The organism is Duganella sp. GW822-FHT06D06 (genome assembly GCF_058799615.1).
The window spans coordinates 85,104-99,012 of the sequence record NZ_JBXALQ010000021.1; the positions used below are offsets into that span (position 1 = coordinate 85,104).

Genomic DNA, 13,909 nt, shown 5'->3' on the forward strand with positions numbered 1-13,909 from the left:
CTAGCCGGCCCGGCTGTGCTCAGCCGCGTGCATCGCCAGGTAGGCCTTCAGGTTGTCATCGTCGATTCCCACGGCGCCAAAAATTTCCGCCATAAAGCTGACCGGCGCGCTGCCAGGCGCCGTGACCACGCGTTGATCGGCAACGGCATAGGGCACGTCCTGGTAGTGAGCGGCACCGGCATAATTCAGTTGCGACAGGTTCTGCGCCGAGTTGGATGTATGGCGGACATGATCCAGCACGCCCGCACGCGCCAACGCCAGGGTGCCGTCGCAGATGCCGGCAACGACGACGTTACGGTGGTGGGCGGCGGCCAGCAGCGCGCTGATCTCGGGCGCCCGGTCGGTCTGCCAGATGGTCCCGCCACAGACGATCAGCAGGTCCAGCCCGTCGAGCTCGATGGCGTCGATCGCCAGCTGCGGTGTGACCTTCATCCCGCCGGACGAGGTGACCGGATTGCCATCGGGGCTGGCGAAGCGCGTGTCGAAGCCGTAGTAGGCGCGCGCGGCTGAATTGATCAGGGCGGTTTCCCAATCGGAAAAATCTTCTGTGAGTATGGTGATGGAGCGTTTCATGGGGGCGTCCTTTGTCGGAAAACCAGAGCGTAACCGAACCCCCTGTCAATTTGTGTCAGTAGTCCCCGGCCGGCCATCGTGCGGACTTGAGCAAGCTCGATACTTGACCTTCACGCCGATGCGAATATATACTTCATATACGTTTCGTATATAAGGATTAAAAATGGGCATTGTGAACATCGACGAGGACCTGCACGACCAGATCCGCAAAGCGAGTGCGGTCGTATGCAGGTCCATCAACGCGCAAGCGGCCTTCTGGATCAAGATGGGCATGTTGAGCGAAATGAATCCTACGTTGACTTTCAACGAGATCATTGCGCGCGAGCTCCGGGCTGCGGGGGTCGAGACGCAGGTTGGCCGGAGCGTGGCGACATGACCAAACGCCCGGAGGAAATCGCATTGATGGCGGAATCGGGCAAGCTGCTGGCCAGTGTATTCGGCCGCCTGGACCAGTTGGACCTGATCGGCATGTCCACCATGCAGGTCAACGATCTGGTCGACCGCTTCATCGTCAATGAACTCAATGCGCGGCCAGCCAGCAAGGGCCAGTATGGCTATGCCTATGCGCTGAACTCCTCCCGCAACAGCGTGGTGTGCCACGGCGTTCCTTCCGCGACCGAAATCCTACAGAGCGGCGATATCGTGAACTTCGATATCACGTTGGAGAAGAACGGCTACATCGCCGATTCCAGCAAAACCTATCTGGTCGGCGATGTGCCGCCATTGGCCAAGCGGCTGGTGCAGGCGACGTATGAAGCCATGTGGATGGGAATCAACAGTGTCCGCCCGGGCGCCAGGCTGGGTGACGTCGGCCATGCGATCCAACGTCACGCCCGGCGCAGCGGCTATTCGGTCGTCAGGGAATACTGCGGACATGGCATAGGCCGCGAGATGCACGAACCGCCGCAAGTACTCCATTGGGGCAAGCCCAAAACCGGCCTGGTACTGCGGGAAGGCATGGTGTTCACCATCGAGCCTATGCTGAACCAGGGTGGCCGCGCCGTGCACACCGAGGACGATGGCTGGACGGTCGTGACGACAGACGGCAAATTGTCCGCGCAGTTCGAACATACGGTGGCCGTGACACGCAACGGGGTCCAGGTCTTGACGCTGCGCCCCGGCGAAAGCTCGTTGAACTAAGGCCTACTTATAATCGTCCGGCGTCAGCGTGTACTTCTGCATTTTGTAGTACAGCGTTTGCTTCGGCACGCCCAGCGCGGTGCTCACTTCGGTGACGCTGCCGCTGGCCCGGCGCAATTCCTGTTCGATGACGGCGCGCTCGAAGCAGCCCACCTGATCGGCCAGCGGCAGCGGCGCCATGCTGCGCGCCGACAGCAGGCCGTCGGCGCCGCTCGACAAGCCCAGCACGAAGCGTTCGGCGATGTTGCGCAGCTCGCGCACATTGCCCGGCCAGTCGTGCGCCATCAGCGCCTGCATCAGCGGTCCCGGCACCGGCGGCGCGCTGCGCTTGTAGCGCGCGGCGGCACCTAGCAGGAAGTGCTCGAACAGCAGCGGGATGTCTTCGCGCCGCTCGCGCAGCGGCGGCAGGTTCAGCACGATCAGGTTCAGGCGATAGTACAGATCGCTGCGGAACTTCTGCTGGTCCGACCATTCCTTCAGGTCGACCTTGGCCGCCGCGATCACCCGCACGTCCACCGGCACCGGGCTGTTGGAACCGAGCCGCTCCACATAGCGCTCCTGCAGCACGCGCAGCATCTTCACTTGCAGCGCCATCGGCAGGCTTTCGATCTCGTCGAGGAACAGCGAACCGCCGTCCGCGTGTTCGATCTTGCCGATCTGGCGCTTGCCGGCGCCGGTGAAGGAGCCCGACTCGTGGCCGAATACTTCGCTCTCGAAGATGGTCTCCGGGATCGCGCCGCAATTGAGCGCGACGAAATTGCGCTGGTGGCGGCGGCTGAACTGGTGCAGGCAGCGCGCCACCATCTCCTTGCCGGTCCCGGTCTCGCCGTAGATCAGCACATCGGCCGGTTCGTCGGCCAGGTCCAGGATCAGGCGGCGCAGGTCGCGCATCGCGGCCGAATCGCCCAGCAGCGTCGCTTCGATGCCTTCGCCGTGTTCGATGCGGTGGCGCAGCGCGGCCACTTCCAGCACCAGCCGCCGGGTTTCCATCGCGCGCTGCACCACGTCGGTCAACTGCTCCGACGAATACGGCTTGGCGATGAAGTCGTAGGCGCCGTCGCGCATGGCGCCGACGGCCATGGTGATGTCGCCGTGGCCGGTCACCAGCACCACCGGCAGCTGCGCGTCGATGGCTTTGACGGCGGCCATGAATTCCAGGCCGCTCATGCCGGGCAGGCGCACGTCGCTCACCACCACGCCGTCGAAGCCGGGGGTGATCAGGGCCAGCGCCTGCTCGGCGGTGTGAAAGGCTTGCACCTCGATGCCCGCCAGGTCCAGCGCCTGGGCACTGCCGGCGCGCACGGTGGCGTCGTCTTCAATCAATAATACTTTCATGCTGTCTCCTGCTCCGCAATGGGCAACTCAATGATAAACCGGGCGCCGCCCGCGGTTGTGGATTCGGCCAGTAGCTGGCCGCCAAACTCGCGGATGATCTGCTCGGATATCGCCAGTCCAAGGCCGAGGCCCTGCCCTTGCGGTTTTGTTGTGAAAAATGGTTCGAATAAATGACTGCGGACCGATTCCGGTATGCCCGGCCCCGTGTCCGAGACGGCGATCAGCGCTTTGTTGAAAGTGCGGGTCACGCTGACGGTGAGCTGGCGCATGTCGCGGCCGGCCATCGCGTCGAGCGCATTGGTGAACAGGTTGACCAGCACCTGCTCCAGCCGGTTGCTGTCGCACAGCGCGTACACGTCCTGGCTCAGCATCGACATGCGGAAGTTGACCCGCTCCTGCTCCACCCGCCGCTCCACCAGGAACAGCGCGGCGGTGATCGCGGCCGCCACCGGCACCGGCCTGAGGCTGGCGTCGGACTTGCGCGCGAACTGGCGCAACTGGCCGGTCAGCGCGCCCATGCGACCGACCAGTTCCGAGATGGTGGCCAGGTTGTCCTTGGCTTCGTCCAGGCGGCCGCGCTCGATCAGCACGCGGGCGTTGTCGGACATGGTGCGCAGCGCCGTCAGCGGCTGGTTCAATTCGTGCGTGATGCCGGCCGACATCTGCCCCAGCACCGCCATCTTGCCCGCCTGGACCAGCTCGCTCTGCGCCTGCCGCAGCTTTTGCTCGGCCTGGCGGCGCACGACGTTTTCCTCGCTCAGGTTGTGCGTCATCTGCTGCAGGCTGGCGGTGCGCTCGGCCACCATGGTTTCCAGATGGTCGTAGGCGCGCTGCAAATCCACGCGCGCGCGCTGGCGTTGCCGTCCCAGCCGGCGGCGCTGGCGGGCGTACAGCACCAGCATCAGCAGCAGTGCCTCCGACAGCAGCGTGAAGATGAAGGCGTTGCGGGCGCTGGCCTCGGCCGGCGCCAGGTCGGACAGGTAGACGAACTGCCACTTGCGCGGCGCCAGCGAACGGGTCTGGCTCAGCATGCGCGGATGGCCGGCCGGCGACGGCGTGACGACGATCGCGGCGCCGCTGTCGAGCTTGCGCAGTTCGCGCATGCCCAGCGGCAGCAAGGCGTGCGAGAAATACTGGCGCGATACTTCCAGCTCCTGCAACACCTCCGGCGCCAGCGGCGCCAGCGTGCGGTATTTCCAGTCCTGCACCGAGCTGAGGAAGACGACCCCGTGCGCATCGGTCAGCATCACCTTGTCGGCGCCCTGCACCCAGCCGTTTTCCAGCGTCTCGATGTTGACCTTGACGGTGGCCACGCCCAGCATGCGGCCGTTGTGATAAATGCCGTGCGCGAAGAAGTAGCCCGGCTCGCCGCGGGTGGTGCCGACGCCGTAGAAGCCGCCCGGCGTGCGCCGCAGCGCATCGCGCACGTAGGGACGGAAGGCGACGTTGTCGCCGACGAAGCTGTCCGGCTGGCGCCAGTTGCTGGAGGCCTGGGTCAGGCCTTGCAGGTTGACGATGTAGATGGTGGTGGAGCGGGACAGGCGGTTGACCTGCTCCAGGTAGGCGTTGACCTCGGCGCGCAGGGTTTCATCGGCCGGCCGTTGCAGCAGGGCGATGACGTCCTTGTTGAGCTCCAGCGTGCCGGGCAGGAAGTCATATTTGGACAGCAGGTTCTCCAGGCTGACGGCATAGCTGTCGAGCCGCTGCGCACCGGCCAGGCGCAGCTTTTCGGTGGCGGCGTTCTCGGTCCAGCGCCAGGCCAGCACCGCCACCGCCAGGCAGCACAGCAGCACCAGCACCCACGGCGCGATCCGGCGCAACAGCCGGCGGGCCGGCCGTGACGGCAAATCGGTCTGCGCTGCTGCTGCCATAAACTCCCCTGTTGTTATTGTAGTTTCATCCGCTCACATTAAAACACATGGCGCACGCCGAGGTTGAATCCGCTGGTGCCGGCGCCGCTGTCGGTTGCCGTGCCGACATGGAAATTGGCGCCGTTGCGGTTGATGATGCGGCCATATGCAGTGTACAGGTCGGTACGCACCGACAGCGGATGCAGATAGCCGATCGCCGCCTGGCGCGAACGCTGGTGCGCGATCGAATCGTCGCGATGGTCGATGTAGGACGCCAGCAACTTGCCCGCGCCCACCGCCACGCTCACGCCCAGCAACGCATCGCGGCTGGTGTTGCCGAGCAGATCCCGGTTGCGCGAGTAGGCCGCGTGGCCGGTCACGCCGTCGACGCGGTAGCGGCCGGCCAGCATGGTGTAGCGGGTGTGCGCGGTGGCCAGCGCGTTGTCGCGCTGATGGTGCGCCAGCACCAGGCTCAGCGGACCGTTGTCGTAGCTGGCGGAGCCGCCGATGCTGCGGTTCTTGGCGCTGTCGCCGGCCGTCTCGCCGAAGCCGTACATCACGTCGGCCGAGAAGCCTCGATAGCGCGGCGTGATGTACTCGACCGAGTTGTCGACCCGGGTGCTGGGGAAGAACAGGTTCTGCGCATTGCCGGCGAAACCGGTGACGAAGGGATCGGCCACATCGCGCAGGGCCTTGTAGTACGGCATGTACTGGCGCCCCATGCTGACTGAACCGGCCTTGCCTGACAGGCAGACATAGGCCTGGCGGCCGAACAGCAGGCCGCCCTGCCCGGCGGCGCCGGTGTCGATGGTAAAGCCGTTTTCCAGCACGAAGCCGGCGGCCAGGCCGCCGCCCAGGTCTTCCTTGCCCTTGAAGCCGATGCGCGAGCCGGAGCCCACGCCGCTGCTGATGTTTTGCGTGTTGCCGGCGGCGCCGCCGCGCTCCAGCACCAGGCCGGCGTCGGCCACGCCATACACGGTCACGCTCGATTGCGCTTGCGCTACCGCCGACACCAATCCCAGCGCCAACGCGCTCATGACATGCTTTTGCATCGTTCAGTCTCCCCTAATTATTTCAAGCCGCACGCATCGTGGCGACGACAGGTTGTTCCACTTCTTCGTTCAACGCACCTTCCCACTTGGCGACCACGGCGGTCGCGACGGCGTTGCCGACCGCGTTGGTGGCGGAGCGGCCCATGTCCAGGAACTGGTCGATGCCCATCAGCAGCAGCAGGCCCGCTTCCGGAATATGGAACTGGTTCAGCGTGGCGGCGATCACCACCAGCGAGGCGCGCGGCACGCCGGCGATGCCCTTGGAGGTCACCATCAGCAACAGCAGCATGGTGATCTGGGTGCCCAGCGACAGGTCGATGCCGTAGGCCTGGGTGATGAACAGCACGGCGAAGGTGCAGTACATCATCGAGCCGTCCAGGTTGAAGGAATAGCCCATCGGCAGCACGAAGCTGGAAATCTTGCGCTGCACGCCGAACTGGTCCAGCGCCACCAGCAGTTTGGGATAGGCCGCTTCCGAGCTCGCGGTCGAGAACGCCAGCAGGAAAGGTTCGCGGATCAGCACCATCAGGCGGAACACGCGCTTGCCGATGAAGGCGAAGCCGCCCAGGATCAGCAGCGCCCACAGGCACACCAGGCCCAGGTAGAAGCCGCCCATGAATTTGGCGAAGGTGGCCAGGATGCCCAGGCCGTTGGTGGTGATGACCGAGGCCATCGCGGCGAACACGGCCAGCGGGGCCAGGTTCATGATGGCGCCGGTGATGCGCAACATCACCTGGGCCAGCTGGTCGATCACGGCGGTCAGCTTGGCGCCGGCTTCACCCATGGCGCTCAGCGCGCTGCCGAAGAAGATGGCGAACACCAGCACTTGCAGGATCTCGTTGTTGGCCATCGCCTCGATCGGCGACTTCGGCACCATGTGGCTGACGAAGTCCTTCAGCGTGAAGGCCGAGGTTTTCAGGCCGGTGGCGGCGTCGATCGCCGGCAGCGGCAGGCCCAGGTTGGAACCCAGCTGCATGAAGTTCGACAGCACCATGCCCAAGGTCAGCGACACCAGCGACGCGATCACGAACCAGCCCATGGCCTTGATGCCGACCCGGCTCGCCGCCTGGGCGTCGCCCATGTGGGCAATGCCGACCGCCAGCGTGGAGAACACCAGCAGCGAAATGATCATCTTGATCAGACGGAGGAACACGTCGGTGACGATCGAGATGTGGCTGGCGATGTCGGCGCTGAGTGCCTTGTCAGGGAAGGTGTAGTGGCAGGCGTAGCCGACCAGCACGCCGAGTACCATGGCGATCAGGATGTAGAGCGTTAAGGGGCGTTTCTTTTTCACTTGTCTTCTCCAGTTTTTGTTGTCATCACCGCTCAGCATGCGCCGGCGGGTGTGGGCTACTTAGCAATGGCTGTGCCAGCCTTTGACAGACATAAATTCGGAAGCAAGTCCTTGATTCTAAATATAATTCATTTTGGAAACATTCAACGGGGCGCGGCAAGCGTCCCGAAATCCAAACGCCCGGAGAGGGCTTTGTATGGAAAGTTGGACGACGCTCAGGCCGATGGCGGGGTCTGGCTCCACTCGAACCAGCCGCCGTCGTAGACGCTGATCTCGGGCCAGCCCATCAGCCAGGCATAGAAGAAGGCCATCGAGGCGCGCCAGCCGGTGCCGCAGTAGAAGGTGGTCGGCGTGCCGTGCCCGATGCCGTGCTCGGCCCATGGCGCGACGATGTCCGCCGCCGGCTTCATGCTGCCGTCGGCGCGGTGGTAGGCGCTCATGCTGTTGACGTCGCCATCCTCGCCGGCCCGGCCCCAGCGCGCGCCGGGGATGTCGCCGGCGGCGATGTAGCTGTAGCCGGAGACCTGGCCCAGGAATTCGGCCCTGGTGCGGATGCTGGCCAGCACGCCGTCGCCGCCGTCCAGCAAGGCCCGCACCTCGGCGGTGCCGGCCAGGTATTCGGGATGCGCGGGGAAGGCGCTGCCGAAGTCAGGCGCGGCGATGCAGGCCATCGAAGGTCCGCGCGCGCAAGGATGGCCGCCGGCCAGCCAGCGCGCGTAACCGCCGTCGAGCAGGCGCACGTCGGCCACGCCGGCGTACAGCAGCAGATGCGCCAGCCGGGCGGCGGCCAGGTTGTTGCGGCCGTAGAGGATGACGGTGGTGTCGTGGCGTACGCCGCGCGCCAGCAGCAGCGCCAGCAGGGCCTGGTCGGACACCTTGTTCCATAGGGGTTGCTGCTCGATGTCGCAGGTATCGAGGTAGGCGGCGCCCGGAATATGGGCTTGCTCGAACAGCGCGCTCCCACCACAGCCGACGTCGAACAGGCGCCAGCCCGGCGCCGGCGGCGCGTCCACCTCGGCGCCCGCCGTCAGCGCCGCCAACCATGCGGGCGTGACGAGCTGGCGCCAGCGGACCAGGTCCGGGCGGAAGTCGGGGGCGATATCGGAGGCAATCATGGGGGGAGCGGCGCTGCGTACATGTAAGGGCCGCTATTTTACGTGATCGCCACACCGGCCCCTCACCCGGCCCGGTAAGCGCCCGGTGTTTGTTGCAACATCCGCCAGCCCAGCATTTCGCGAATGCGTTCCGGGCTGGGCGCGCTCGCCCGCGGCGAGTTACGACTTGGGGACGACGGGCCAGAATGGCCATGGCGCGGCGCGGTGAACTTGTTTTCCATGATATTCCCCTCGATAAAGGATGTTCACCGACAGTATTGTTCGGGGCAAGCACGCGCGCCATCGGCGATTCCATCATTCCCTTGTAGGGGATTGCCGCTTTCCACGCCAGACGCCGGCGGCAGCCGACTCAGCGAGATTCCGGATCGAGCGCGGCCAGTTCGGCGCGCAGGGCCTGCAATTCGGCGCGATAGGCCGCGGCGTTGCCATAGTCGACGAAGCCGTGATAGCGCTCGTGCGGCTGCAGCGTGCGGCGGGCGTGCTTGATCGGACACCAATACTGCTCGGTACGGGCGACGACTTCGCGCACATAGGCCACCAGGCCGTTGGCGTAGGAGCAGTACAGACAGTTGAGTTTTTCCAGCAGATTCAAATACGCCAGGGCGCCGCGGTCGTAGACCAGGTAGTCGCGCCGGCGCACCCGCGCGATCCGGTATAGCGGAAAGCAGACCCGCTGATACAGGCTGACGAACAGGTCCAGCAGCAGCAACGGTATGATCACCGCATACACAAACGGCGCCGAGACCAGGTGACGCCATTCGGCATGCAGCAGATACGTGAGCAGGCCGGTCTTGAAGCGCCGCTGCTGTTGCCTGATCTCGCGGGCAAAGAACACGCGCCGCTGTTCAAAGTCGGCATTCAGCTCACCGCGGCGGCGCTTGACCTCGCGCTCCAGTTCCTCTTCGATCTGGCGGATACGGTCGAGCAATTCCTGAATGCGTGGGTTCATCGGCGCGGCTTTCGAAAGGTAAGGACTCAGGGCACCACCACGGCGCCGCCGCCGACGGCGCCGGAACGCAACGCGGCCAGCGCCAGCCGCATAGCCGCGCACTTCACGGCCACATCGCTGCACAGAGCCGACCACCGCATGGCCGGGTATCAGCGGCGACCTGTGCGGCGCCAGGTCGCCATCAACGATGTGCAGGCGGCATACGCCACAGGCACTGACGCGCAACAGCAGTTGCTGCCCATCGGGCACGGGGATAGGCATGCGCGTGGCGCGCAGCGGCTGCCCTGGCCACTCAAGCAGCATGGCCAGCATTTGCCCGTCCGGCGTCATGGCATCGCCCTAGCGTTAGCACCAGACGACTGTAGCGACGAACTTCAGTCCTGTCAGTAACGTGATTTGATGCAAATCAAGAAAGGCGGAGATACGCCCCTCCCCAGCGCAGACATGAAAAACCCCGCCCTACCGGATAGCGTCTCTTGCGGACGTCATTCCCCGGTCGTAAATTCCGCGTACGCCGCCAGCGCATTGGCGCTATACATCGCCGACGGACCGCCCCCCATGTAGATGGCCATGCCGAGCGCCTCCTCAAGTTCGGCCTTGCTGGTCCCAAGCCGCACCAATGCCTGCACATGAAAACCGATGCAGGCGTCGCAATGGGCGGCGACGCCCAGCGCCAGCGCGATCAGCTCCTTGGTCTTGCGGTCGAGCGCACCGTCGCGGGTCGCCGCCCGGGCCAGATCGCCAAAGCCTTTCATCACATCCGGCAAGTCCTCGCGCAACGTTGCCAGTTGTTTCGACACCGACTGCGTCAGCTCCAGATAGCCGTTTCCTTTGTTCGTCATCGCCACTCCTCCACCGGTGCTCATTTTTTGGCCGCACAAGTGCGGATGCCGAACGGCAAATACGCCGGACAGAAACGGAACAGGCCGGTGGCCAGCGGCACGACGCCGAGCCAACCCCAGGCGCCGATGACCCCGGCCAGCACCGCGCCGATCAGCGCCAGTCCGATTGCGATGCGAATGGCCCGGTCAATATTTCCCACGTTTGCGTTCATGATTACTCTCCTCAAGGATACGGTTTTACTGCACAAATTAAATCCAGGCGGCCAGTCCCCGCGCCGCCAGGCAAGCACACGCTCTTACCTCACATCAACGTCTTCCCAAGCAAGCCGCACGCCACTGCCAGACATATCAGGGAAAACGCCAGTTTCAGATATTCCGGTTTCAAGCTGGCCGAAAACCTCCCGGCCAACAACATCCCCGCCGTGGCGCCGGCGGCGAACGGGATGCCCTGCGCCACGTCGAAATGCCCGCCGTGGATGCTGCCGGCGACGCTGACCAGCGAAATCAGCGCAATCACCGCCAGCGAGGTGGCAACAATGGATCGCATGGCCAGATCCGAAAAGTGTTGCAACGCGGGAACGATGACAAAACCGCCACCGACCCCGAGCAGGCCGGACAACATGCCGGCGCCGGCGCCCATCAGGGAAAGCCGGGTGGCGCAACGCAGGTTCCAGTCCAGCCTGCCGCTGCCGCTATCGAGACGGCAAGGATATGCGCTGGCGTGGCGGACCTGCCGGCCAGTCAGCCATACCTCGCGCGCACCTTTCGCGGCGACCCCGATCAGCACCACGGCGAACAGCATGGTCAGGTAGCGCACCGGCATCCGCAGCGCCAGCCACAGGCCAAGCGGATTGCAGACGATGCCGATGAGCGCGATCAACAGCGCCGCGCGATAACGCACGACGCCGGCACGCAGGCCATGCGCAGCGCCCATGGCGGCCGCGATGCCGACCGCCAGCAGTCCGATCGGCGCCGCGCTGGCAACCGTCATATGCAGCCCGAACACCAGCAACGGTACGGCCAAAATACCGCCACCGGCCCCGGTCAAGCCCATGATGATGCCGACCGCGGCACCGAGTATCAGGCTCACGCCCATGCTTGACTCCTTTCCGCCTAGCCCACCAGTTCCGGCTGGGCCATCCACTCGCGCCCCTTGAGCATGCCTTGCCAGTACAGTGGCGGCAGCAGGCGTTCCTTGAGCAGCCAGGCCAGGCGCGATGGCCGCGTACCGTCGAGCAGCCACGACGGAAAGCTGGGCGCGAGCTTTCCGCCATAGGTGAATTCCGCCAGCACGATCTTGCCGCGCGCAACCGTCAACGGACAGGAACCATAGCCGTCATAGCGCGCCTCGCGCGCCCCGGCGCCCAGATTGACCAGCAGGTTATGCGCCACCACCGGCGCCTGCTTGCGCGCCGCCGCCGCCGTCTTGGCATTGGGCGCATTGACGGCGTCGCCCAGGCCGAAGATATTGCGATGGATTTTGTGGCGCAAGGTCGCCTGATCGACGTCGATCCAGCCGGCCGTATCGGCCAGCGGACTGGCGCGGATGAAATCCGGCGCGATCTGCGGCGGCACCACGTGCAACAAGTCAAATGGAAGTTGCTCGGTGACGCAGCCGCCCTCCGGGGTCGTGCTGCGGAAGGTGGCCAGCCGGGCCGGGCCGTCAACGGCGACCAGGGTACGGCCGAAATTGAGTTCTATGCCGTACGCCCGCACGTAGTCCATCAACGCCGGCACGTAAGCGGCGACGCCAAACAACACGGCGCCGGCCGTCATGAAACGGACCTTGGCTTGCCCGAGCACCCCGTTGCGGCGCCATCTGTCGCAGGACAAATACATCGCCTTCTGTGGCGCACCGGCGCACTTGATCGGCATGGGCGGCTGGGTGAACAAGGCCTGGCCGCCGCGAAACTGCCGCACCAGTTCCCATGTGTAGGCGGCCAGGTCGTAGCGGTAGTTGGAGGTGACGCCGTGGCGGCCCAGCGTGTCGCTCAGGCCGGCAATGCCGTCCCAGTCCAGCTTCAGGCCGGGACACACCACCAGTTGTTCGTAGCGCACCGTGCGGCAGCCTTCGAGCAGCACCACGTTATGCGCGGGGACGAAGCCGGCAACGGCCGCCTTGATCCAGCGCACGCCGCGCGGGATCAGCGCGCCCATGACGCGGGCCGTCTGCGCCGGCTCGAAGACGCCGCCGCCGACCAGGGTCCAGCCCGGCTGGTAATAGTGCACGTCGGCCGGGTCGACGATGGCGATATCGAGCGCGGGCTCACGCGCCAGCAGGCTGGCCGCCACCGCGATGCCGGCGGCGCCGGCGCCGACAATGACGATCTGGTGGCGGGCGTCGTTGACCGCATACGGATCGACGCTGCCGGCCAGGCGCCGCACCAGGGCGTTCAGGTCGTAGCCACAGGCGGCGGCGCGATTGACGATCTGCTCGGGCGGCAGGCGGCCGGCATGGGCCAGGCCCCACAATGTCGCGCTGCGCATGCCGCTGCGGCAATACGCCAGCACTGGCTTGGGCAGCACCTGCATCAGGCGGTCGAACTCGGCGGCCTGCTGCACCGACGCCGGCCCCGGCGTCACCGGCAGATAGTGCGCTTCCAGCCCCGCAAGTTCCGCCGCGGCGGCGACTTCGCGGAAGCCCGGCTGATCGCCGCCCTCGCCGTCCGGACGGTTGCAAATGATGGCGCGCACGCCCGCCGCCGCAATATCGGCCATGTCGCCCGGGCCGATCTGCGGCGCGATGTAGAGTTGCTCTGTCAGCTGCTGCATTTTCACAATGGTCTCCTGGTTCGCCGGTGCAGCGTCAAACAGCGTTCAGCGGTATTTTCAGGTAGCGCACGCCGTTGGCTTCGGCCGGCGGCAGCTGACCGGCGCGCATATTCACCTGGACCGACGGCATGAGCAGCACCGGCATGTCGAGGGTGGCGTCGCGGGCGGTGCGCATGGCCACGAACTCTTCCTCGCTGATGCCGTCGCGCACATGGATGTTGGCGGCGCGCTGCTCGGCCACCGTGGTGACAAACGCCAGCGGACGACCGTTGGGGCGGTAGTCGTGGCACATGTAGAGTTTCGTTTCCGGCTGCAGGCTCAGCACGCGATTGATCGAACGGAACAGGACGCGCGGGTCGCCACCGGGGAAGTCGCAGCGCGCGCTACCGTAATCCGGCATGAACAAGGTATCGCCGACAAACGCCGCCGGCGTGTCGCCCCCCTCGACCACATAGGTCATACAGGCCGGCGTATGGCCCGGAGTATGCATCGCATGCGCCTTGAGCATACCGATATGAAACACCTCGTCATCCTCGAACAGGTGGTCGAACTGGCTGCCGTCGTGGGCGAACTCAGGCCCGGCATTGAACAGCTTGCCGAACACCTCCTGCACCTGGCGAATATGGCTGCCGATGGCGATGCGGCCGCCAAGGTGTTGCTTCAGATAGGGCGCGGCCGACAGGTGGTCGGCGTGGGCATGCGTTTCCAGTATCCATTCGACTTCGGCGCCGAGGGCGCGCACCCGCTCGATGAGCTGGTCGGCGCTGCCGGTGTGGGTGCGCCCCGACTTGGGGTCGTAATCGAGCACACTGTCAATCAGCGCGCAGGCGCGGCTCCGGCGGTCCATGACGATGTAACTGATCGTGCTGGTGACGGCGTCAAACAAGCCTTCGACGTACAGTTGTTCCATCTCCTACTCCCTGTCAGTGTGATCACCTGCTGATCTATACAAAACCCGTGCCAGCTGCGCGCCGACCGCAAGTACCT

15 protein-coding genes are annotated in these 13,909 nt (G+C 65.2%); 2 read left to right on the forward strand and 13 right to left on the reverse strand.

Annotated features, from left to right (window positions below):
- Positions 1-573: a type 1 glutamine amidotransferase family protein gene (locus AC1RMD_RS27490; RefSeq protein ID WP_492931401.1), complete on the reverse strand. Its 573-nt coding sequence runs from the start codon at positions 571-573 to the stop codon at positions 1-3.
- A gap of 163 nt (positions 574-736) precedes the next feature.
- Between AC1RMD_RS27490 and AC1RMD_RS27495 the strand changes: the two genes are divergently transcribed.
- Positions 737-949, forward strand: a complete 213-nt coding sequence (locus tag AC1RMD_RS27495) for a ParD-like family protein (RefSeq protein WP_116989873.1) — start codon at positions 737-739, stop codon at positions 947-949.
- Positions 946-1,713: a type I methionyl aminopeptidase gene (gene map / locus AC1RMD_RS27500; RefSeq protein ID WP_492931403.1), complete on the forward strand. Its 768-nt coding sequence runs from the start codon at positions 946-948 to the stop codon at positions 1,711-1,713. Before AC1RMD_RS27495 ends, map begins: the two co-directional genes overlap by 4 nt.
- 3 nt (positions 1,714-1,716) lie before the next feature.
- On the opposite strand, the gene AC1RMD_RS27505 is transcribed toward map, so the two are convergent.
- The 12 genes from AC1RMD_RS27505 to AC1RMD_RS27560 all read right to left on the reverse strand — a co-directional run bounded on the left by AC1RMD_RS27505 (position 1,717) and on the right by AC1RMD_RS27560 (position 13,832).
- The gene (locus AC1RMD_RS27505) at positions 1,717-3,048 is read right to left on the reverse strand and encodes a sigma-54-dependent transcriptional regulator (protein WP_492931405.1); all 1,332 of its coding nucleotides are present in this window, start codon (positions 3,046-3,048) and stop codon (positions 1,717-1,719) included.
- Positions 3,045-4,919, reverse strand: a complete 1,875-nt coding sequence (locus AC1RMD_RS27510; RefSeq protein ID WP_492931406.1) for a sensor histidine kinase — start codon at positions 4,917-4,919, stop codon at positions 3,045-3,047. Before AC1RMD_RS27510 ends, AC1RMD_RS27505 begins: the two co-directional genes overlap by 4 nt.
- Before the next feature lie 38 nt (positions 4,920-4,957).
- Entirely contained in the window at positions 4,958-5,950 is a 993-nt protein-coding gene (locus tag AC1RMD_RS27515) for a porin (RefSeq protein ID WP_492931408.1), read from the reverse strand.
- 22 nt (positions 5,951-5,972) lie between these two features.
- Positions 5,973-7,244, reverse strand: a complete 1,272-nt coding sequence (locus AC1RMD_RS27520; RefSeq protein WP_492931410.1) for a dicarboxylate/amino acid:cation symporter — start codon at positions 7,242-7,244, stop codon at positions 5,973-5,975.
- A 215-nt stretch (positions 7,245-7,459) separates the two neighbouring features.
- Complete coding sequence (locus tag AC1RMD_RS27525) at positions 7,460-8,359, reverse strand: sulfurtransferase (RefSeq protein WP_492931412.1); 900 nt, start codon at positions 8,357-8,359, stop codon at positions 7,460-7,462.
- 62 nt (positions 8,360-8,421) lie between these two features.
- Complete coding sequence (locus AC1RMD_RS27530) at positions 8,422-8,580, reverse strand: hypothetical protein (RefSeq protein WP_492931414.1); 159 nt, start codon at positions 8,578-8,580, stop codon at positions 8,422-8,424.
- Positions 8,581-8,708: 128 nt separating this feature from the next.
- Complete coding sequence (locus tag AC1RMD_RS27535; RefSeq protein ID WP_492931416.1) at positions 8,709-9,620, reverse strand: alcohol dehydrogenase catalytic domain-containing protein; 912 nt, start codon at positions 9,618-9,620, stop codon at positions 8,709-8,711.
- Between the two features lie 173 nt (positions 9,621-9,793).
- Positions 9,794-10,150 (reverse strand): carboxymuconolactone decarboxylase family protein, encoded by a 357-nt coding sequence (locus AC1RMD_RS27540; RefSeq protein ID WP_492931418.1) that lies wholly within the window; start codon positions 10,148-10,150, stop codon positions 9,794-9,796.
- 20 nt (positions 10,151-10,170) lie between these two features.
- A complete protein-coding gene (locus AC1RMD_RS27545) occupies positions 10,171-10,362 on the reverse strand; it encodes a YgaP family membrane protein (RefSeq protein WP_492931420.1) in 192 nt (63 codons plus the stop codon).
- Between the two features lie 89 nt (positions 10,363-10,451).
- Complete coding sequence (locus AC1RMD_RS27550; RefSeq protein ID WP_492931422.1) at positions 10,452-11,246, reverse strand: sulfite exporter TauE/SafE family protein; 795 nt, start codon at positions 11,244-11,246, stop codon at positions 10,452-10,454.
- A gap of 17 nt (positions 11,247-11,263) precedes the next feature.
- Positions 11,264-12,928, reverse strand: coding sequence for a bifunctional protein tyrosine phosphatase family protein/NAD(P)/FAD-dependent oxidoreductase (locus AC1RMD_RS27555; RefSeq protein WP_492931424.1), 1,665 nt, complete (start codon positions 12,926-12,928; stop codon positions 11,264-11,266).
- 28 nt (positions 12,929-12,956) lie between these two features.
- Complete coding sequence (locus AC1RMD_RS27560; protein ID WP_492931426.1) at positions 12,957-13,832, reverse strand: MBL fold metallo-hydrolase; 876 nt, start codon at positions 13,830-13,832, stop codon at positions 12,957-12,959.
- Positions 13,833-13,909 lie beyond the last annotated feature (77 nt).

What these genes read in the sequence shown, in the direction of transcription:
- AC1RMD_RS27490 (WP_492931401.1), bottom strand. Translation starts at nt 573, where the DNA reads ATGAAACGCTCCATCACCATACTCACAGAAGATTTTTCCGATTGGGAA.
- AC1RMD_RS27495 (WP_116989873.1), top strand. Translation starts at nt 737, where the DNA reads ATGGGCATTGTGAACATCGACGAGGACCTGCACGACCAGATCCGCAAA.
- map (WP_492931403.1), top strand. Translation starts at nt 946, where the DNA reads ATGACCAAACGCCCGGAGGAAATCGCATTGATGGCGGAATCGGGCAAG.
- AC1RMD_RS27505 (WP_492931405.1), bottom strand. Translation starts at nt 3,048, where the DNA reads ATGAAAGTATTATTGATTGAAGACGACGCCACCGTGCGCGCCGGCAGT.
- AC1RMD_RS27510 (WP_492931406.1), bottom strand. Translation starts at nt 4,919, where the DNA reads ATGGCAGCAGCAGCGCAGACCGATTTGCCGTCACGGCCGGCCCGCCGG.
- AC1RMD_RS27515 (WP_492931408.1), bottom strand. Translation starts at nt 5,950, where the DNA reads ATGCAAAAGCATGTCATGAGCGCGTTGGCGCTGGGATTGGTGTCGGCG.
- AC1RMD_RS27525 (WP_492931412.1), bottom strand. Translation starts at nt 8,359, where the DNA reads ATGATTGCCTCCGATATCGCCCCCGACTTCCGCCCGGACCTGGTCCGC.
- AC1RMD_RS27530 (WP_492931414.1), bottom strand. Translation starts at nt 8,580, where the DNA reads ATGGAAAACAAGTTCACCGCGCCGCGCCATGGCCATTCTGGCCCGTCG.
- AC1RMD_RS27535 (WP_492931416.1), bottom strand. Translation starts at nt 9,620, where the DNA reads ATGCTGGCCATGCTGCTTGAGTGGCCAGGGCAGCCGCTGCGCGCCACG.
- AC1RMD_RS27540 (WP_492931418.1), bottom strand. Translation starts at nt 10,150, where the DNA reads ATGACGAACAAAGGAAACGGCTATCTGGAGCTGACGCAGTCGGTGTCG.
- AC1RMD_RS27545 (WP_492931420.1), bottom strand. Translation starts at nt 10,362, where the DNA reads ATGAACGCAAACGTGGGAAATATTGACCGGGCCATTCGCATCGCAATC.
- AC1RMD_RS27550 (WP_492931422.1), bottom strand. Translation starts at nt 11,246, where the DNA reads ATGGGCGTGAGCCTGATACTCGGTGCCGCGGTCGGCATCATCATGGGC.
- AC1RMD_RS27560 (WP_492931426.1), bottom strand. Translation starts at nt 13,832, where the DNA reads ATGGAACAACTGTACGTCGAAGGCTTGTTTGACGCCGTCACCAGCACG.